Origin of the sequence: Aquimarina rhabdastrellae (assembly GCA_947387485.1) — a bacterium.
In the GTDB taxonomy this organism is placed as follows: domain Bacteria; phylum Bacteroidota; class Bacteroidia; order Flavobacteriales; family Flavobacteriaceae; genus Aquimarina.
The window spans coordinates 472226-492030 of sequence record CANDNT010000001.1; the positions used below are offsets into that span (position 1 = coordinate 472226).

The window sequence follows — 19805 nt, forward strand, 5'->3', positions numbered from 1 at the left end:
GAGTAATAAAAATAGTAGTAGAATCCCTACTATTATTCTCAACAATATTTTCTTTAGTTTTTTGATACGCTTTATTGTTTTAACTTTGCTGACAATATTAACAATTTCTATGCCCTTTTCCACGTAATGGACAAACAAAATGTTTATATCTTAGGTATTGAGTCTTCTTGTGATGATACAGCAGCAGCTGTATTATGCAACGGAAGGATATTATCAAATGTTGTAGCTACTCAAAAAATACACGAACAATACGGTGGTGTAGTTCCAGAATTAGCTTCTAGAGCACATCAACAAAACATTGTTCCTGTAATTGATCAAGCTTTAAAACAAGCCGGAATACAAAAAGAAGATCTTAGTGCTATTGCTTTTACACGAGGGCCTGGTTTAATGGGTTCGTTATTGGTAGGGACATCTTTTGCAAAATCTCTTGCTTTAGCTCTAGACATTCCGCTGATTGATGTAAACCATATGCAAGCTCATATTTTAGCTCATTTTATAGAAGAAGATGGTTATGATGTTCCTGAATTTCCTTTCTTAGCTATGACTATAAGTGGTGGTCATACTCAAATTGTTAAAGTAACTGATCATTTTGAAATGGAAGTTATAGGAGAAACCATTGATGATGCTGTAGGTGAAGCTTATGATAAAAGTGCAAAAATATTGGGTATGCCTTATCCAGGTGGTCCTTTAATAGATAAACATGCACAAAAAGGAAATCCTAAAGCTTTTCCTTTTACAAAGCCTAGAGTACAGGGGCTTAATTTTAGTTTTAGTGGACTAAAAACTGCTATTCTTTATTTTGTTCAAAAACAGACAAAAGAAAATCCTGATTTTATAAAAGAAAACCTAGAGGATATCTGTGCTTCTATCCAATATACTATTATTAATATTCTAATTGATAAACTAAAAAAAGCTAGCAAAGAAACAGGCATTAAATCTATTGCAATTGGTGGTGGTGTTTCTGCTAATTCTGGTATTAGAAAAGCGCTTAAAGAAGGTGAATATAAATACGGTTGGAAAACCTTTGTTCCTAAATTTGAATATACCACAGATAATGCTGGAATGATTGCAATTGTGGGTTATTTAAAATATCTTAAAAAAGACTTTACTGATATGGATATTATTGCAAAAGCTCGTATAAAATTCTAATTCCTATACTATGCAGCTTTTTTATAATTCTTCATTAACTACAGAAACTACAGAGCTTGTCTTTTCTAGAGAAGAAAGTAAACATATTACCAAGGTTTTAAGAAAACGTGAAGGTGATCTGCTTTCTGTAACTAATGGTAAAGGTGATTTATTTAGTGGTGAAATTACTTTTTCTTCACCTAACAAATGTATTGCAACGATAAATCATATTAAAACTACTCAAGCAAGGCCTTATCACGTACACTTAGTTGTTGCTCCTACAAAAATGAATGATCGTTATGAATGGTTTCTCGAAAAAGCAACAGAAATAGGTATTGATGAGGTTACTCCTATTATTTGTGATCACAGTGAACGTAAAGTAATTAAAGAAGAACGTTTTGAACGTATTTTGTTAAGTGCGATGAAACAATCTTTACAATTACATTTACCTAAATTAAACTCTGCTATTTCTTTTTCTGATTTTATTTCTAAGCAGCAACAAGGTCAACTCTTTATAGCACATTGTGAAGAAACATCTAAGCGCTCGTTTAAAGACACACTAAAAAAGAATACTGATGTAACTATACTTATTGGTCCAGAAGGTGATTTTTCTTCTAAAGAAATCGAAATTGCTTTATCTAGTAATTTTATTCCTGTAACTCTAGGTAATACGCGTTTACGTACAGAAACTGCTGCTATTGTTGCTGCACATAGTATAGCTTATAGTAATGAATAACGGATCATAAAAGTTATATACGAACTATTTGACTCATCTACTAAAACATTTTATACTGCTACATTTAATGCTTTAGATTTATTGAGGTTTAAATCAAAATAATTGTTCTTGATTTTGAATAACTTTATAATAAAATAGGGTCTGAATGTAGATTCAAACCCTATATCTGTAAAAATAGTACATCAAACTTACCAGAATGATCTTGTTTACAATATTGTAGCTGTGGCTCCCATTGTTTTTAAATCATCATCTTGCGTATAAGCAATAACAGATAATTTATCAGTAGTCTTAACCCATGATGGAATTGCTATTGAAGCTTCTCCGTTTTCATTAGGTGTAACGACTACTCTATTCGCTACAATATTGGTATTTTTTAAAGTACGATTTCTATTTTCACCTCTTATTATTTTTGTAATTCGTTCATTAATCACTAATGCTAATGTTAATCGATTTGGTTTTTCTCCTTCTACATTGTAACTCAATACTATTTCGCCTTTTTCTTTTTTAACATTAGCTAATTGGATACTATTGGTCGTAGTAGTTGTCTCATATTTACGAATTGTATTATAAACTTTACTTTTATTTGATCCTACTAAGTGTTCACTCCCATTAACTACCAGTTGTGGTGTATAAATAGATCTGCTATAAAATTCGTTTGCATATTCATTTTGATATAAAGTAAAACGTTCACTACTAAAAGGATCTTTCCATCCTAATCGATTCCAATAATCTACATGATATGACAAAACATAAACTTCTTTATCTTTATTCTTCTCTTTTATTTCATCAAGAAGTGCGTCTGCAGGCGGACAACTACTACATCCTTGTGATGTAAATAACTCCAAAACTATAACTCCTTTATTATCTTGCGCTTGTGCAATAATCGTAGTAATTAAGGTTAAGATAAGTAAAAGCTTCTTCTTCATCTATTGTTTTTTTAATTACTTTTAAACTTTCATTGGTTTAGACAGCGTATCATGAATAAACTTACATATACTATAATTTTTTGCTTGTTCTTTTGGATTTCAAATGCTCAAGAAATAGCTGTTTTACAATATAAAGGTGGTGGTGATTGGTACAGTAATCCTACTGCGCTACCAAATTTGATTCGATTTTGTAATCAACATATAAATACTCGTATCAAAGAAACTCCACAAACAGTTACGCCATCAAGTATTGATCTTTTTCAATATCCTTATGTGCACATGACTGGTCATGGTAATGTTTTTTTTACAGATGAAGATATCGACAACTTAAGGAATTATCTTCTTAGTGGAGGTTTTTTACACATTGATGATAATTATGGTATGAAACCCTATCTTGAAAAAGAATTGGTTAAATTATTTCCAGATAAAAGACTCACAGAACTTCCTGCAAATCATCCTATTTTCACAGAAGGTTTTTCATTTCCTAAAGGCTTACCAAAAATTCATGAACATGATGGTAAACGTCCACAGGCATTTGGTATTTTTGATGAAGATCGCCTTGTATTACTCTTTACCTTTGAAAGTGATTTAGGCGATGGATGGGAAAATCCTGAAGTTCACAATGATCCTGCTTCGGTAAGACTTCTTGCACTGCAAATGGGTGCAAATATTATAAAATACGCATTTGAGCACTAGTCCCTTAAGTATGAGTACACAGTTACATCACGAAAACACTGCTTTTACAAAAACACAGTTTCCATTGATTTTAGTTTGTAATCAAGTAGCTTCTCCAGCTAATATTGGAAGTATTTTTAGACTTGCTGATAGTTTTGGTATACAAAAAATATTTTTCTGTGGTACCGATATTACTATTGGTGGTAAACGTATGGAACGTACTGCAAGAGCTACACATAAATATGTTTCTTATGAAGTAAAGGAATCTATTCAAGATGTTATAATTACCTTAAAAAAAGAAGCTTATAGTTTAATTGCTCTTGAGATTACAGATGATAGCATTCCTATTGATCAAATGGACTTTACTTCATTAGAAAAAATCGCATTAATCATAGGCGAAGAAAGTTTAGGTGTCGCTCCAGAAATTTTAAATCAAATGCAATGCAATACTCATATAACCATGCACGGTAATAATAGTAGTATGAATGTTGCTGCAGCAACTAGTATTGCTGTCTATGAAATCACTAAACAGTGGACGCCGAGATTAAATAAAAAATAGCTTAACTTTGAACTTATAATTTTTAATCAAATGATGAATTCAAAAACAATAGCTTATGGTATTTTAAGAGCTGTAGCCATCATTATTGGTATTCTAGGCTTGATATGGTTTTTATATAAAATCCAATCTGTGTTATTATACATCGCTTTTGCTGCAGTAATTTCTTTAATGGGAAGGCCTCTTGTATTCTTTTTTAAACGTAAATTGAAATTTGGCAATACTCTTGCTGTGATTATTGCTTTACTTCTCACCATAGCTATTTTCTTTGGAATATTTACATTGTTTATTCCTATTATAAGCGAACAAGGACAACTAATAGGTGAAATCAATATAGACCTCATAAAAAGTCAATTAGATCAATTAAATACCGAGATAAGCGATTATTTTAATATTGAAAAGTTAAGTTTTATTGAACTCATTAAACAAACCGATTTAACACAATACTTTGATTTAAAAATTATTCCTAATATCATCAATAATTTTGTTGGTGGATTTGGCTCTTTACTTATTGGTTTATTTTCAGTTCTCTTTATCTCTTTTTTCTTATTAAAAGATAGTCTATTATTAGAACGAAGCTTATTAGTTTTTGCAAAAAAAGGAGAAGAGAAAAAGTTTTCTAGAGTTTTTACTAAAATCAAAGATTTACTTTCAAGATATTTCACTGGTTTATTACTTCAGGTATTTATCCTATTTGTTTTATACACTATTTTATTTTTAATTTTTGGTGTACACAACGCTGTGGCAGTAGCTTTAATTGCTGCAATTTTTAATTTGATACCGTATGTAGGACCTCTATTTGGAGGTATTCTCGTTTTAATTCTTGCAACAACAAGTCATTTGGGTGCAGATTTTTCGACTGTGATTCTCCCTAAACTCTCTTATATTCTAATTGGATATTTTATTATTCAGTTAATTGATAACTTCTTTAATCAACCTTTTATTTTTGGAAATAGTGTTAAATCCCATCCGCTAGAAATTTTCTTAGCTATTTTAATTGGTGGATTATTATTTGGTATTGGAGGAATGATCACCGCTGTGCCTTTTTATACTGCTATCAAGGTTATTGCCAAAGAGTTTTTATCAGAATACAAGATTGTTAAACAATTAACCAAAGGATTATAATTGAATACAGCTATTTTTGATACTGCTGTTCAAGATTTTATCATTGAACACTCAGAAAAGAAGACGGATTTATCTAAGTTAATTCTGGCAGGTAGTCCATTTAAAAATATTTCTATACAAGAGTTAGCGCAACAAATTCAAAGTAGAATTAAAGCTAAACATAAGCTACCTACTTGGTATCAAAAAAAGAATATTTATTATCCTCCTACGTTAAACTTAGAACAAACTTCATCTGAAGTTACCGCAGCTTATAAAAGTAGTTTAATCTCTGGGGAACATCTTATTGATCTCACTGGTGGCTTTGGTATTGATGATTATTATTTTTCAAAATCATTTAACACTGTAATACATTGTGAACTTAATACTGATCTTAGTTCTATTGTAAAACAAAATCTAGCTCCTCTAGAAATATTCAATATAACAACAGTTTCTGGAGATAGTTTAGAAACCTTACAGCAACAAAAAACTGTTGATTGGATTTTTATCGATCCTTCTCGTAGACATGAAGCAAAAGGAAAAGTTTTCTTTCTTGAAGATTGTTTACCTAATGTACCAGCAAATCTTGAAGTTTACTATTCTCACAGTAAAAATATAATGATAAAAACCTCTCCTCTATTAGATTTAGATGCTGGGATAAAATCGTTAAATGGGGTAAAAGAAATTCACTGTATAGCTGTTAAAAATGAAGTAAAAGAACTTTTATGGATTCTAGAGAAAGAGTATGAAGGCAATACACTTATAAAGACTGTAAATCTTATTTCCGATACAAAAAAAGAAGAGTTTTCTTTTACAAGAAATGATGCCACACAAAATACTCAAATAACTTATACTTTACCTCAACAATATTTATACGAACCTAATGCTGCTATCTTAAAAAGTGGTGGTTTTTTAAATGTTGCAAAACAATTGGGCATCCCTAAATTACATCCTCATTCTCATCTCTACACTTCTCATGAACTTAGTTCTTTTCCTGGTAGAACTTTTATAATTGAAAGCTATTTACCTTATCAAAAATCAGCTTTAAAAAAATTAAATATTACCAAAGCAAATATTACAACTCGCAACTTTCCTGAAAGTGTTGCTCAGTTACGTAAAAAATTTAAAATCAAAGATGGTGGTTCATTATATATTTTCTTTACTACCGACTATCAAAACAATAAGATTGTTATTATTTGTAATAAATCAACTCAAATCTAATGAAATTTTAACCTTACTTGTAAGACATTCAATTTTATACAGGTAAAAGTTGTTTAAATCACATCTTTTCATCAATTTTGATAGTAGAAATGAATTATTTTGATGTAGGTAAAATAGTATTTTATAGTTAATCTCTACTAGTTTCATTTTGATGCCTAATGTTCCTTGTTAATTATAAATAATTCCCCCCCTATTATATACATTTTTTCTCAAAACTTACTTTGAGTCTTCCTTAGTATATCATTTTATTGCAATGAAATGATTCCTTTCTGTTTATAAATTCTAACTTATAAAAACAGCAATGAAATTTTTAACAAGAAACTTGTTAATGCTACTCTTGGCATTAATAACGCAGCTATCGTTTGCGCAAGAAAAAACAATCAATGGTAAAATAACCGATGATAAAGGGGTAGCATTACCAGGGGTGAACATCATCGTAAAAGGAACATCTATAGGTGCTCAATCTGATTTTAACGGTCTGTATACAATCACAGCACAAGAAGGCAATACTTTGGTATTTAGCTACCTTGGTTTTGCAGATCAAGAAATATCAGTAAGTGCATCAAATACTATAGATGTTCAAATGCAAGCTCAAGCATCAGAATTAGAAACTGTAGTAGTAACTGCATTAGGTATATCTCGTGAAAAAAAATCGCTTGGATATTCTACTCAAGAAGTTTCTGGTGATGATGTAAGTACCGTAAAAACCGCTAATTTTGTAAACTCATTATCAGGGAAAGCTTCTGGTCTTCAAATTAAGAGAAATACAAATTTAGGAGGTTCTACAAATATTGTTATAAGAGGTAATGCATCTTTGACTGGAAACAATCAAGCATTATTCATTATTGATGGTATTCCTGTAGGAAATACCAATACAAATTCTAGATCTCAAGAACAAGCAGGTACAGGTTATGACTATGGTAATGCCGCTTCAGATCTTAATCCCGATGATATTGAGTCTATCAATATACTAAAAGGTGCTGCCGCATCTGCTTTATATGGTGCAAGAGCGGCAAATGGTGTAATCATTATTACTACAAAAAAAGGTGGTAAAGATCCTGGAATAGGAATTACTGTTAATACAGGAATTACAATTGGTTCGATTGATAAATCAACTTTCCCTAAATATCAATCCCAATACGGTGGTGGTTACGGTCCTTATTATGGTCCTGATGAAGATAGTTATCTGGACCAAATTGATATTGACGGTGATGGTAATCTAGATTTTGTTACACCGCTTACAGAAGATGGTTCTTATGGTGCTGCTTTTAATCCTAATCTTTTAGTTTATCAATGGGATGCTTTCTATCCAGAATCTCCCAATTATTTAACTGCTACTCCATGGGTAAATGCAGCCAATGGTCCAATTGAGTTTTTTGAAACACCTGTTACTTATAATAATTCTATCTCTTTATCAAAGGGATTTGAAAATGGAAGTTTCCGCATGGGAATCACAAAATTTGATCAAGAAGGATTATTACCTAATAGTAAACTTAATCGAAAAAGCTTTTCTTTAAACGCTTCGTATAATCTTACTGATAAAATTACTGTAAGTGGTTTTGGAAACTATATTAAAACAGATACAAAAGGGCGTAACTCTACTGGTTATAATGATAATATTATGGGAATGTTTAGACAATTTTGGCAAACAAATGTTGATATAAACCAGCAAAGAGATGCTTATTTTTCTACAGGTAGAAATATTACATGGAACCCTAGTAGTTACGAAAATCCTGTTCCTATTTTTTGGGATAACCCATATTGGACACGTTATGAAAATTATCAAACAGACGAACGTAGTCGCTTTATAGGTAATGTTTCTCTAAATTATAAAATCAATGATTGGTTAGATGTTTTGGGGCGTATTACTATTGATTCATATACAGAATTACAAGAAGAACGCAGAGCTATTGGTAGTGTTCCTACTCGTTTTGGTATAGGTACAGATTCTGAAAGTGATGGTAGTATAGGTAGAATCGCAGTAGGTTCTGGGTATTCTAGAAAAGACATCGTTTTTACAGAGAATAATTATGATTTAATGCTTAATTATGATAAAGATCTATCTGAAAAATTAAATCTAAAAGGAGTTGTTGGTGTTAATATTAGACGTAATGATATTAGAACACTATTTGCTTCTACTAATGGAGGTTTAAATATTCCTAATATATATGCAATTCAAAATACCGCATCTCCATTATTATATCCTCTAGAGCGTGTTGGTAAAATAGGTATTGATGGAGTTTATGGTAGTGCTTCTTTGGGGTATGATAACTTCTTATTCTTAGATGCTACTTTAAGACGAGATCGAGTTTCTACTTTATCTACATCAGAAAGTTCATTTTATTATCCTTCTGTTTCAGGTAGTTTTGTGTTTTCTAAAATATTACAAAATGATTACATCTCTTTTGGTAAAGTTCGTTTAAATTATGCCGAGGTTGGAAATAGTCCAGAATTTGATAAAATTAATGATAGTTATGCTATCAATACAGCTTATAATGGTGCTAGTGCTAGTATCAAAGGAACAAAAAACAATCCAGATTTAAAATCTGAAAGAACTGCCAGTATAGAAGCTGGTTTAGAAATGGCTTTCTTAAAAAATAAACGTGTAGGTTTTGATTTATCATATTATAAAAACAATACTGATAATCAAATTATCCCTTTACGTGTTTCTACCGCAACAGGTTATAATTTTAAATTAATTAATGCTGGTGAAATCGAAAATCGTGGTATTGAACTTTCTTTATTTGGTAAAGTAATCGATAATAGCAATTTTAAGTGGAACATTAATCTTAACTGGAGTAAAAATACCAACGAAGTACTTTCGTTATATACAGATGCTAATGGTAACCAAATCACAAATTATCAACTAGGAAGTTTTCAAGGTGGGGTAACGATCAATGCTACTGTGGGACAACCTTATGGTACTATTCAAGGAACGGATTTCACTTATATTAACGGACAAAGAGTTGTTGATCCTTCTAATGGTCAATATATAAGATCTTCTACTTCTGATAAAGTAATCGGGAATATCAATCCTGATTGGAATGGTGGTATCAATAATAAATTCACTTATAAAGATATATCTTTTAGCTTCTTAATTGATATTCAAAAAGGTGGTAGTATTTTCTCTTTGGATCAATATTATGGTTTAGCTACTGGACTATATGAGGAAACTGCCTTTATAAATGATCTAGGTAATCCTGTTAGAAATACAATCGCTGATGGTGGTGGTTTTATAAATCCTGGGGTTAATCCTGATGGAAGTGTAAATACATCTAGAATTAGAGCAGATCGTTTTGGAGCATGGGGATATCGTAGAGGTTTACCTAATAGCGCTTTTGTCTATGATGCTAGTTATGTAAAATTAAGAGAGGTTGTCTTATCTTATAATTTACCTCAAAAGCTTTTAGCTAAGACTTTTGTTAAAAATGCAAACTTTAGTATCGTAGGATCAAATCTATGGATCATTGATAAAAACTTACCTCATGCAGATCCTGAATCAGGTTTAGGTTCAGGTAACTTACAGGGATACTCTATAGGTTCTTTACCTTCTACAAGAGATTTTGCTTTCAATCTTAAATTACAATTTTAAAATCGAATTCTTTATGAAAAAGTTCATATATATATTCACTATTATTCTTAGTGTTTCTTGTTCTTCAGATATAGAAGAACTTAATGTTAATGTAAAAGATCCAGCGGTTGTTCCTGGAGATGCTCTTTTTACTAGTGCACAAAAAGCACTTGTTGATCAAATGGTAAGCACTAATGTAAATATTAATATTTACAGACTTATCATGCAACAATGGACTCAAACTACTTATACTGACGAAAGTAATTATGATCTAGTAACTCGTACCATTCCTCAAGAACATTGGGATGTAATGTATAGAGATGTTTTAATCGATTTAAAAGATGCATATCGTATTATCGAAGAAACTCCTTTATTGACAACAGAAGATCCTGATGTAAAAACTAATAAATTGGCTATTATCGAAGTTTTAAATGTGTATACTTTTGCTGTTTTGGTTGATACCTTTGGTAATGTTCCTTATTCTGAAGCTTTGGATATAGATAATTTACTTCCTGTTTATGATGATGGTCTTACAATTTATCAAGATTTAATTACACGATTAAACAACGCGATTAATAGTATTGAAATATCAAAAGGTAGTTTTGATGTTCCTCAAGACAATATGTATCAAGGAGATACTTTTAAATGGTTTAAATTTGCCAATTCTTTAAAATTAAGATTAGGTATTACGCTTGCTGATATAGCTTCAGAAACTACTTTGGCTAGCACTACTATCGAAAGTGCAGCACCTAATGTTTTTGATAGTAATGCAGATAATGCAGCTTTAAATTATTTAAGTTCGACTCCTAATACAAATCCTTTATATGTAGATCTAGTTTTAAGTGGTCGAAAAGATTTTATACCTGCAAGTACTATTGTTGATCAAATGAATACCTTTAATGACCCTAGACGTCAATTTTATTTTACTCCATTATCAGATGGAACCTATCAAGGTGGAACGCCTGGTGCTTCTAATTCATATAGTAACTACTCTCATATAAGCGAATTAATTGCTAATGATCCTACGTTTGAAGGAACATTAATGGATTATGCAGAGGTATCTTTTCTATTGGCTGAAGCTAGCGAAAGAGGTTTTAATGTAGGTGGTACTGCCGAAACATATTATAATCAAGCAATTACTGCTTCTATATTATATTGGGGTGGATCAGCTACAGATGCTTCAAACTATTTAGCTCAACCAGAAGTTGCTTACAGTACAGCTAACGGAGATTGGAAAGAAAAAATTGGTATACAAAAATGGATAGGATTATATAATAGAGGATTTGCTGCTTGGAATTCATGGAAATTATTGGATTATCCAGTATTAGAAGCTCCTGCTGATCCAGTTTCGGAAACACCTGTTCGTTTTACATTTCCTATTGTTGAACAGACTCTAAATGGGGATAGTTATAATGCTGCCTCTACTGCTATTGGTGGTGATGCTGTAACTACTAAATTATTCTGGGACCTTAACTAGATGTTATTATTTTATAAAAACACAAAACGGCTTAAATTAATTTAAGCCGTTTTTTATTCTTCCCAGTTCATTTTCTTTACAAAAATCTGGTGTTCTATTGCATGAATAACCAGTCCTGCAATATTCTTTGAGCCTGTCTTTAATAATAAATTATTACGATGTCCTTCAACTGTTCGTGGGCTTATAAATAATTGTTCTGCTATCTCTTGAGTTGTTTTTTGTTCACAGATTAAATGTAAAATTTCTCGCTCTCTTTTCGTTAGATAGTCTTTATCAAAGTTACTTTTACTTTTGTTGTTTTTTAAAGCATCTTCTTCTATGATTTTCATTACTTTTTCATCATAATAAAAACCTTTTAATGCTACTTGATTAATTGTATGAATAACATCTTTGGGGGTTGCATTTTTCGCCAAATACGCAACCGCTCCTTGTTGAATCATATTTATAATAAAAGGTTTACTATAGTAACTTGTTAGCGCTATAATTTTAATATTAGGAAATTCTTTATGGATAACCTTCGTTGCTTCTACTCCATTAAGATCTGGCATTTTTAAATCCATCAAAATTACATCTGGTAAATTTTTACTTTGCTGTAATTGTTTAATGATATCATTTCCATTCTCTGCTTGAATACATATCTCTATATTGCTTTCTTTATTTAAAATAAAAGAAATACCCTGCCTAAACAACGTTTCGTCATCTGCTATCGCTAATCGAATAGAATTCATTTTATTATATTTTGCTGTATATTAAACTTCTAATTCCAACATTCATCTTCTCCGTTACCTATTTTAATTGTAAATTTTGTTCCTTTATTAATCTTACTGGTATAGTCTAGTTCTCCATCTAATATATCTACTCTACTTTGAATATTTTTTAGTCCTAATCCAACTTTATCTTCTAAGACTTCTTCATCAAAACCTTTTCCGTTATCCTCAAAAGAAATACATAAATTATCTTCTTCACTAACTACGATTAATCTCATTTGGGTAGCTTCTCCATGTCGTATAGCATTATTTATAAATTCTTGAACTATTCTAAAGATATGCAATTCTTTGGTCTTAGTAAATGTACTTAAGTATTTAATACTTCTTTGAATGGTGACTTTTTTACTATTTTCAAACTCATCACATAATTCTTCTAAAGCAGCTTCTAATCCAAATTTATCCAAAATAGGCGGTAATAAATTATGTGCTAAACGCCTAGAACTTTCTAATGTAAGTGTAGTAATATTCAAAATATGTTGCAAAGTATCTTCTTGTTCTTTATCAGTAAGATTACCATCTATTAATACATTAGTACTTAAACTTACTACATTAAGTTTTGAGCTTATTGCATCATGTAAATCTTGAGCAATACGTTCTCTTTCTTGCTCTTGTGTTTCAATAGTCGCTTGTAAAATCTTTTTTTGATGAGCTAATGCCAAATTAGCTTTATCTAACTCTGTCGCTATTATTTTTTTACGCGAAAAGAAAAAAAACAAAACCAATGCTACAGCCATAAATAATAATACGAATATGGCTATAATGATAATTAAGATGATTTGGGAATCTTCTTGTAATAATTCTTTCTCCATTCTATAAAAATTAGGATTTGATATAGTATATATAAAATACCATTTACTTTTAACAATAAAAAATATGTTTTTGTTGGAATTTTAACATCAAAAACTAAATTTCCTGAAGCAAAAATTAACGTACTACAAATTAGATATAAAAAGATTCCAATATTTACTATTAAAAACTCTGGAGTTCTTTTATGCAAAGATTGATAAAAATAGATAATAGAATAAACAATTAAAATAGATTGTGTAATTGTTATACCTAGTGCATTATAAATACTAAAAAGCTTTATATCAGAGAAATACTGATATACCAGAAAAAACATTACTAGACAGCTTACAAAATAGATTAATCTATTTTGTAATAATTCAAAATAAAATATTGATAAAAAAATAAATTGTATTATTAAAAAAACATTAGATAAGAATAAATTATTTTTATTTAAAATTTGTGCAAAAACTACAGTAAAAATTTCAATTAACAATATTAAAATTAGATATCTTGAATATATTTTAAAAGCCTTACTTTTTTGAGGTAAGGCTTTTAAATATAATACAGTATTAATTGCCAATAAAAAAATACCTAAATAAGCAATAATAAAAAAAATCATATTTCTTTACTCATTTAGAGGACTTTCTGGATCACAAGCAGGAGGACATGGTACAGAAAAATCAAAAATTTTCCCTCCTTCTCCTATAGTTTCATCATCATAACCAGCTATCATATCTTTGTAAGTACCGTTTACTAGTTTAGTTCCTACAATCATTAACTTTTCTTCTGGTTTAAGTTTATTATTTACTATTTTATTTTGTACTCCAGTATAGGCTCTAATAAATTCTTTCCCACCTCTATCTTCTTTAGCTTTTAATATGCTTTCTAAAGGTATGTTTAAAATACCCATCTCATCCAAAACTTCTAAAAGGTCTTCGACTGGAATTAAAAAGGCATTACATTTATTATATTTATTATAACTTGATTCTTCTTCATTCCATTCTCTTGACCATTCTTGAGCTGTTTCTAATGAAATTGTGTTTGTGATTGTTTCTTTTAATGTGTCGTTGTTACTCATTTTAATGTTTTTTAAATTACTAATTTGTCATTTATTAGTTTTCAAGATGTTAATCAAATGACTACAGCAACAATATTTTATTTTAAATAGGAATTATTAAATAGAGATTTTTTATTTTTAGTTACTGGTATTTTTTGAGCTTTTAGTCTTTTAACTCTAGTCTTATATACCCATATGGTTAATAGACTAAAACTAATTATTATATAAAAATATTCCATTTCTTAGTTTTAAAGATACTTCTTAAAAGTAGAAAAAAACGCGGTATTTTCGCACAAATACTATTAAAAAATATTTTATACTAGCATTTCATCGTATTATTCTGATTAAATAAATAAAAATTATTATTTAAATAAACAGAATTAATTTTAGCTAAAAGCTTTATTCTCTTGAATCAATAAACGTAATAGGTTTTCTACTCATTTCTGGAAACTTTTTCTTTCGTAATTCTTTTATTGTCAAAATTTCTAGATCTGGTACAACTCTTAGATTAGCTCTAAAATGTTCTTTGAGTTTTTTATGTAATGCTAGAGGAAAAGTGTCTGGTATATGTATAATAAGTTTATCTGTTCCTAAATCTCCTGTAGTAACTTCTATAATATATTCATTTAATGCTTCAAAACTGGATAAAACTTCAATAACACTTTGAGGATATAGTGTAGTTCCTTTGTACTTTATCATATGTTTTTTTCGCCCTAAAACTGGACTTAAACGCATCGTTGTTCGTTCACATATACACGCTTCTCTATGTACTTTTACAATATCTCCTGTAGTATACCTTAACAAAGGCATTGCTTTTACATCTAGTGTAGTTATGGTTAACTCCCCTGCTTCTCCATCTTTAACCGGTTGTCCATCATCATCGATCACTTCAGTTATGATTAATTCAGGATGGTGATGTCCTCCTCGATGAGCTTTACATTCTGTAAATGCTGTACTCATCTCTGTTGATGCATACGTAGAATATAATTCTATATCCCATTTATCTTTGATACGCTGTCCTAATGTATTTAAATTAAAATCCTGATCTCGAAGTGGTTCACCTATACATATAGCTGCTTTTACCGATGAGTTTTTATAATCTATATCATTAGCCTCGGCATAGGCTATCATTTTTAATAAAAACGAAGGTACAGCTATTAAATATGTAGTGTCAAAACGCTTAATCGAATCCCATTGTAATTCTGGTATTCCTGATCCAACTCTCACCATCGCTGCTCCCAATTTTTTAGTTCCTAAAAAATAAGCTAATCCAGCCATAAACCTACGATCAAGTGTTGTTGTCAATTGTACAACATCATCTTGTGTTACTCCTGCACCAGCAAAAGATATAGCTTCATTATATGCTAAACGATCAAGATCTGCATCTGTAAGCGCAAAGGTCACTGGTTTTCCTAATGTCCCTGAGGTTGTTACATAATCAACAATTTCATTTTTTGGCACACATAAAAAATCATCGTTATAATGCTGTAAATCTTCTTTGGTCGTAATAGGTATCTGTTGAAGATCATCTATAGTTTTTATAGTAGTTATATCTATATTATGAGTCTTAAACAAACGTTGATAATATGGTGAGTTAGCCTGCAAGTATTGTAAATGTTCTTGTAGCTTTTGTTCTTGTAGTTTTGTTATTTCTTCTCTTGATACCGTTTCGATCGATGGAATCATCTGCATGCTCTTTTAAATTCTTCTATAACACTTTTTAATTTTCTTCTGTAAGTTTTCTACATCTGGTTGTGTTGTAACTTCGCGTTTAAGTGCTTTTTTATATGCTATAATAGCCTTTTTATATATCTTTCTTGAATAGTAATAATCACCTATTACTTTATAAGTTTCCCAATAATTAGGATTTAGTTTTTCAAACTCAAAAATTGCTTTTTCAGTTATATTTTCTTTTTTATCGATAGCTTTTTGAATAGCTCTACTTTGTTTCCTAAATGCTTCGTAATTTTTATATGCTTTTGAGGTTACAAAAGTATCTTTAGGAATATTCAGGTTTGTTTTTGCTAATACTGAGTGCTTCTTCTTTTGGGTATTAAATTCATCAAAAACTTTATTTAAATCATAGGCTACAAATTCTCCTAATTGATATGGATTGCTTGATACCCAGACTTGTTTTTGTTCTGGTTTAAATACAATGCCATGATGCGCTAATAACTGGTTTAAAGCTTTTTCATTTCCATACCCAATAAACTTATCTTTAAGTCCTTCTCTATTGCGTAATATTTCAACAGCTCTTTTAACATCTACTTTATCATTAGTGTTTAAAAGTTCTGTCATTCGTTCGTATCTGTATTGCGAATGGCTTTCTAATATAGCTGCTGCATTACGTTCATCTTCTTTATAAGCTTTACTCTGAAAATGATTAGCACATATCAATTGTTCTTGATTAGGAACTTCGTAAACTCCAAAATTTTCTGGAGCTACTTCTATAAGTACAGCTTTTTTATCTTTTGCACTACCTACCATTATAGCTTCAGATACAAAAACTTGGCGTTTTTGTGCAATTGCAACTGCTTCTTCTATAGTCGATGCATATTGTAATATTTCTCTTGCTAAAAGCGAAATGGGTGTTTTGGCTACTAATGGAATTTTAGATTTTCCTGCATTGATCGTTACAGTAAGTCCTTCTATATTCATTCCTGAAACTACTCCTATCATTCCCGGCCAGGTATAAGACATAAACTTATGTCCTTTATCAGGTTTTACAAATGCTATTATTTTTTCTTTCGCGAAAGCATCTCCTGCATAAAAATCAAAATTTCGCCCTATAGTTAAACTACCATCTACGGTTTTATTTCCCCATACAGCAAATGAAGAACAACCAACCAAAGCTAAATCCTGTAAAGCATGCCCTATATCATGTGCTCCATGTAAATACAACATTCTTAAATAATCCTCTGCGATATAATCATAGGTATCTGCTCCAAATCTAGAAAGTCCAAAAATTTCGGTTTTATATTCTTCTTTTACATGTAAGTACATTTTTCTGTTATACCATGCTAAGAATTTTCTCAATAATTTCTGTTTAGTTTTTGAAGGTACAATTTCGCTTACTTTTGATAAAAAAATGTCTTCTTGTTTTTGAGCTAACTCTTGCGTGAGTTTTCCTGTTGCTAATCCTATTTCTAATGGATCACCTTCTACATATAGTTCCCATAAACCCTGTGCATTTTTGGTTAAGTAATTATTTGCAACTTGAAATGTAGAATCGTTATGACGAATGCGTTCTGGTACTTCTTGTGTATACTGAGTAATATCTGGTCTATCTTTTATAGATTTTGATATACCGCAAGCAAGAAATAACTGGCATAGCAGTATGCTATATAGTAGGTTTATTATTGATTTTTTAATTTTAAGCATAAGTATTTTTACTTTAGCCTTTTATTGGTTCTTTTTAATGCGAGTTTTTCTTTATAATTAAGCCATTTATCTCCCGAAACATTACGCATTAAATTATCAAAATGCCTCATGATAAATACATTATAAAGCATGGTAGCAACATTTTTGGGTCTACGAGGTAAGGCTCTCAAGGTCATAGAAAATCCTCCATCCAGATATTTTATATAATGCCAATAACGACTAGGCATGTATAAGGCATCACCGTGTTTCATATCTGCTTGTATACCTTCTGCGTATTGCAATGCTGGATATTTCTCAAAATCGGGATTATCCATATCTATTTTATCAATATTATGAATAGAAAACGGTACTTTATATAAATATTTGGTTTGCTCTGGCGAAAAAAGTGTTACACTTTTATGTCCTTGAAAATGGATGTGTAAATTATCTGGTAAATCAATGTCATAGTGCATAAAAACTTTTGATTTTCCTCCTCCAAAAAACAATGCTGGTAAGCGTTTAAAAAACTTTAATCCTATTTCTGGATATTCAAAATCATCGAGTAGTTCTGGCATGCTGTCCAAAATATTATAAAAAAACATACGTAGATCTGTAGGTTTTGTTTTTAATATTTCGATATATTCTGCCAATTTCATCTCTTTTACAGGGGCATATACACTCTCTTTACCTTTGGCTGGTTCATTATTGTATAAAGGAACCACCTGATCTCCTGATCGCTCTTGAACATAGTCTAGATTCCATTTTTTAAAAGCACCCCAATCTTTGGTCAATTCTTCTATTAAAACAGGTCGTTGGGGTTTATAATATTTTTCTATAAACTCTTCTTTGGTAATATTCTTTACTCGATCAACTGGTACTGTTTTAAATTGCCCCATGATTTATGCTTTTGTGATTTGTTCTCTTTCTTTTTCTGATGCCAAAATCTTCTTTAATAAATGCTCTTTCCCCACAATTTCTGAGCATGTTAATACTGCACTAATCGTCACTCCCAAAATACCGTGCATATTTAACCCTTGTCCTGTAAAAAACAAATTACTAATCTTTGTTCTTGGTGATAAAAACGAACGCATAGGATTGTCAGCATCTTTTTTAAACCCATACATTCCACCTTTATAACATCCTATATAATCTCTATAAGATAAAGGTGTAGATGTGTGTATTGATTTAATATGTTTTCTAATTTCAGGGAATTTCTTTTCTAATTCGATTAGGTATGCTTCTACTCTTTCTTGTTTAAAACGTTCATAATCCGCTCCTCTTTCCGTTTCATTTACCACAGTATTAAACGTATCTTCCCATTGTGCTACATCTTCATAATGCATATATGCAATCGATGTTAAATTATCTGCATATCCTGGATTTTTGGTATCTTCAGCCATAGAGATTAAATACGCTTCTGGCCAACTTTCTTCTGTATACTGGTCACTTAACCATACTCTATCAATACTTTTTGAATGATAGTAGTTTTTATTTAAATATTTGAAAGTTTTTTCTTTAAAAACCAAATAGATACTAAATGCCGAAATTACACTTTCTGTTTTTTGTATTCTATTATAATACAAGTTTCTAAAGTGCTCTTTCCCTATCATTGATAAGGTTAACTTAGGGTCTACATTTGAAATAAAACAATCTGCTGTAAAACGATCTCCTTTTACTGTACTTACTGCTTTTACATTTTTTTCTTCTATTTCAAATTGATTTACTTCTTGATATTTTAAAACTGTTCCTCCTAACTCTCGCAGACGCTTAATTAATAATTTGGCGATTTGACTTCCGCCATTTATACATCTCCAAGAACTTTCTATATATGAATTGATAGATAATGCATGAACATAAAAAGGTGTTTTTTCTGGATCTCCTGCATATAATAAGTTTGATCCTGCCAATACAGCTCTTAACTTTTCGTTCTTCGTCACACTATCTATAAATTCTTTCGCTTTAAGCGTTAATAGGTCGGTCCCATCATAACTATTACCAAATTCGAGGTTGTATAACGGAAAACGATAACACGTATCTCTAACTTTATTTACATAGCGCTGAATTCCTTCTTCTTCTTCTGGAAAGTATTGTACTAATTGTTTTACAAAATTATCGTAGCCTTGAGCATGCGGATATTCTATTTCATCTCCATCAAAGGTAATTACATCATATGCATCCATATCCATTCGGCTCAATTTGAGATCATCCATAATACCTAAGTACTGGAAATATCGATGTAAATTTTGTCCTTTATCTAATCCTCCTATGTAATGTACCCCAGTATCAAAAATACTTTTATCTCTAACAAATGTTTGTAGATTTCCTCCAAATTGATTGTTCTTTTCTAGAACACATACACGTTTTCCTTCTTTGGCCAAAATATTTGCAGAAACCAATCCTCCTAGCCCACTACCAATTATTAATACATCATAATGATTTCCCAT

At 30.5% G+C, this 19805-nt stretch carries 16 protein-coding genes; 8 read left to right on the forward strand and 8 right to left on the reverse strand.

Annotation, left to right across the window (positions count from 1 at the left end; translation table 11 throughout):
• Positions 1–126: 126 nt before the first annotated feature.
• Together tsaD and ACYEKI_RS02130 are read left to right on the forward strand one after the other, a co-directional pair.
• Entirely contained in the window at positions 127–1149 is a 1023-nt protein-coding gene (tsaD, locus tag ACYEKI_RS02125) for a tRNA (adenosine(37)-N6)-threonylcarbamoyltransferase complex transferase subunit TsaD (RefSeq protein ID WP_459209503.1), read from the forward strand.
• A gap of 10 nt (positions 1150–1159) precedes the next feature.
• Positions 1160–1864: a 16S rRNA (uracil(1498)-N(3))-methyltransferase gene (locus ACYEKI_RS02130; protein ID WP_459209504.1), complete on the forward strand. Its 705-nt coding sequence runs from the start codon at positions 1160–1162 to the stop codon at positions 1862–1864.
• Positions 1865–2070: 206 nt separating this feature from the next.
• Here ACYEKI_RS02130 and ACYEKI_RS02135 read toward each other — a convergent pair whose 3' ends face one another.
• Positions 2071–2790 carry a DUF1223 domain-containing protein gene (locus tag ACYEKI_RS02135; protein ID WP_459209505.1) on the reverse strand — a complete coding sequence of 240 codons (720 nt, stop codon included), beginning with the start codon at positions 2788–2790 and terminating at the stop codon, positions 2071–2073.
• Positions 2791–2841: 51 nt separating this feature from the next.
• Between ACYEKI_RS02135 and ACYEKI_RS02140 the strand changes: the two genes are divergently transcribed.
• From ACYEKI_RS02140 to ACYEKI_RS02165, 6 genes are all read left to right on the forward strand, one after another.
• A complete protein-coding gene (locus tag ACYEKI_RS02140) occupies positions 2842–3486 on the forward strand; it encodes a DUF4159 domain-containing protein (protein ID WP_459209506.1) in 645 nt (214 codons plus the stop codon).
• 10 nt (positions 3487–3496) lie between these two features.
• Positions 3497–4024: a TrmH family RNA methyltransferase gene (locus ACYEKI_RS02145; RefSeq protein ID WP_459209507.1), complete on the forward strand. Its 528-nt coding sequence runs from the start codon at positions 3497–3499 to the stop codon at positions 4022–4024.
• A gap of 33 nt (positions 4025–4057) precedes the next feature.
• The gene (locus ACYEKI_RS02150; protein ID WP_459209983.1) at positions 4058–5146 is read left to right on the forward strand and encodes an AI-2E family transporter; all 1089 of its coding nucleotides are present in this window, start codon (positions 4058–4060) and stop codon (positions 5144–5146) included.
• On the forward strand, positions 5147–6343 hold the full coding sequence (locus ACYEKI_RS02155; RefSeq protein ID WP_459209508.1) for a THUMP-like domain-containing protein: 1197 nt from the start codon (positions 5147–5149) through the stop codon (positions 6341–6343). It begins immediately after the preceding gene.
• Positions 6344–6644: 301 nt separating this feature from the next.
• Positions 6645–9935: a SusC/RagA family TonB-linked outer membrane protein gene (locus ACYEKI_RS02160; protein WP_459209509.1), complete on the forward strand. Its 3291-nt coding sequence runs from the start codon at positions 6645–6647 to the stop codon at positions 9933–9935.
• 13 nt (positions 9936–9948) lie between these two features.
• Entirely contained in the window at positions 9949–11391 is a 1443-nt protein-coding gene (locus ACYEKI_RS02165) for a SusD/RagB family nutrient-binding outer membrane lipoprotein (protein WP_459209510.1), read from the forward strand.
• 53 nt (positions 11392–11444) lie between these two features.
• On the opposite strand, the gene ACYEKI_RS02170 is transcribed toward ACYEKI_RS02165, so the two are convergent.
• From ACYEKI_RS02170 to ACYEKI_RS02200, 7 genes are all read right to left on the reverse strand, one after another.
• Positions 11445–12119 carry a response regulator gene (locus ACYEKI_RS02170; protein WP_459209511.1) on the reverse strand — a complete coding sequence of 225 codons (675 nt, stop codon included), beginning with the start codon at positions 12117–12119 and terminating at the stop codon, positions 11445–11447.
• Between the two features lie 29 nt (positions 12120–12148).
• A complete protein-coding gene (locus ACYEKI_RS02175) occupies positions 12149–12967 on the reverse strand; it encodes a sensor histidine kinase (RefSeq protein WP_459209512.1) in 819 nt (272 codons plus the stop codon).
• 602 nt (positions 12968–13569) lie between these two features.
• Positions 13570–14022: a hypothetical protein gene (locus ACYEKI_RS02180; RefSeq protein WP_459209513.1), complete on the reverse strand. Its 453-nt coding sequence runs from the start codon at positions 14020–14022 to the stop codon at positions 13570–13572.
• Between the two features lie 378 nt (positions 14023–14400).
• Positions 14401–15687: a phenylacetate--CoA ligase family protein gene (locus ACYEKI_RS02185; RefSeq protein WP_459209514.1), complete on the reverse strand. Its 1287-nt coding sequence runs from the start codon at positions 15685–15687 to the stop codon at positions 14401–14403.
• A gap of 12 nt (positions 15688–15699) precedes the next feature.
• Complete coding sequence (locus ACYEKI_RS02190) at positions 15700–17382, reverse strand: C45 family autoproteolytic acyltransferase/hydolase (protein ID WP_459209515.1); 1683 nt, start codon at positions 17380–17382, stop codon at positions 15700–15702.
• Between the two features lie 8 nt (positions 17383–17390).
• Positions 17391–18257, reverse strand: a complete 867-nt coding sequence (locus ACYEKI_RS02195; protein ID WP_459209516.1) for a cupin-like domain-containing protein — start codon at positions 18255–18257, stop codon at positions 17391–17393.
• Positions 18258–18260: 3 nt separating this feature from the next.
• Positions 18261–19805: a phytoene desaturase family protein gene (locus tag ACYEKI_RS02200; RefSeq protein WP_459209517.1), complete on the reverse strand. Its 1545-nt coding sequence runs from the start codon at positions 19803–19805 to the stop codon at positions 18261–18263.

Bases quoted from the DNA above. Each gene is read 5' to 3' on its own strand.
- ACYEKI_RS02150 (WP_459209983.1), top strand. From the start codon at position 4,058: ATGAATTCAAAAACAATAGCTTATGGTATTTTAAGAGCTGTAGCCATC.
- tsaD (WP_459209503.1), top strand. From the start codon at position 127: ATGGACAAACAAAATGTTTATATCTTAGGTATTGAGTCTTCTTGTGAT.
- ACYEKI_RS02190 (WP_459209515.1), bottom strand. From the start codon at position 17,382: ATGCTTAAAATTAAAAAATCAATAATAAACCTACTATATAGCATACTG.
- ACYEKI_RS02185 (WP_459209514.1), bottom strand. From the start codon at position 15,687: ATGATTCCATCGATCGAAACGGTATCAAGAGAAGAAATAACAAAACTA.
- ACYEKI_RS02165 (WP_459209510.1), top strand. From the start codon at position 9,949: ATGAAAAAGTTCATATATATATTCACTATTATTCTTAGTGTTTCTTGT.
- ACYEKI_RS02200 (WP_459209517.1), bottom strand. From the start codon at position 19,805: ATGGGAAATCATTATGATGTATTAATAATTGGTAGTGGGCTAGGAGGA.
- ACYEKI_RS02135 (WP_459209505.1), bottom strand. From the start codon at position 2,790: ATGAAGAAGAAGCTTTTACTTATCTTAACCTTAATTACTACGATTATT.
- ACYEKI_RS02175 (WP_459209512.1), bottom strand. From the start codon at position 12,967: ATGGAGAAAGAATTATTACAAGAAGATTCCCAAATCATCTTAATTATC.
- ACYEKI_RS02130 (WP_459209504.1), top strand. From the start codon at position 1,160: ATGCAGCTTTTTTATAATTCTTCATTAACTACAGAAACTACAGAGCTT.
- ACYEKI_RS02180 (WP_459209513.1), bottom strand. From the start codon at position 14,022: ATGAGTAACAACGACACATTAAAAGAAACAATCACAAACACAATTTCA.
- ACYEKI_RS02145 (WP_459209507.1), top strand. From the start codon at position 3,497: ATGAGTACACAGTTACATCACGAAAACACTGCTTTTACAAAAACACAG.
- ACYEKI_RS02160 (WP_459209509.1), top strand. From the start codon at position 6,645: ATGAAATTTTTAACAAGAAACTTGTTAATGCTACTCTTGGCATTAATA.
- ACYEKI_RS02140 (WP_459209506.1), top strand. From the start codon at position 2,842: ATGAATAAACTTACATATACTATAATTTTTTGCTTGTTCTTTTGGATT.
- ACYEKI_RS02195 (WP_459209516.1), bottom strand. From the start codon at position 18,257: ATGGGGCAATTTAAAACAGTACCAGTTGATCGAGTAAAGAATATTACC.
- ACYEKI_RS02170 (WP_459209511.1), bottom strand. From the start codon at position 12,119: ATGAATTCTATTCGATTAGCGATAGCAGATGACGAAACGTTGTTTAGG.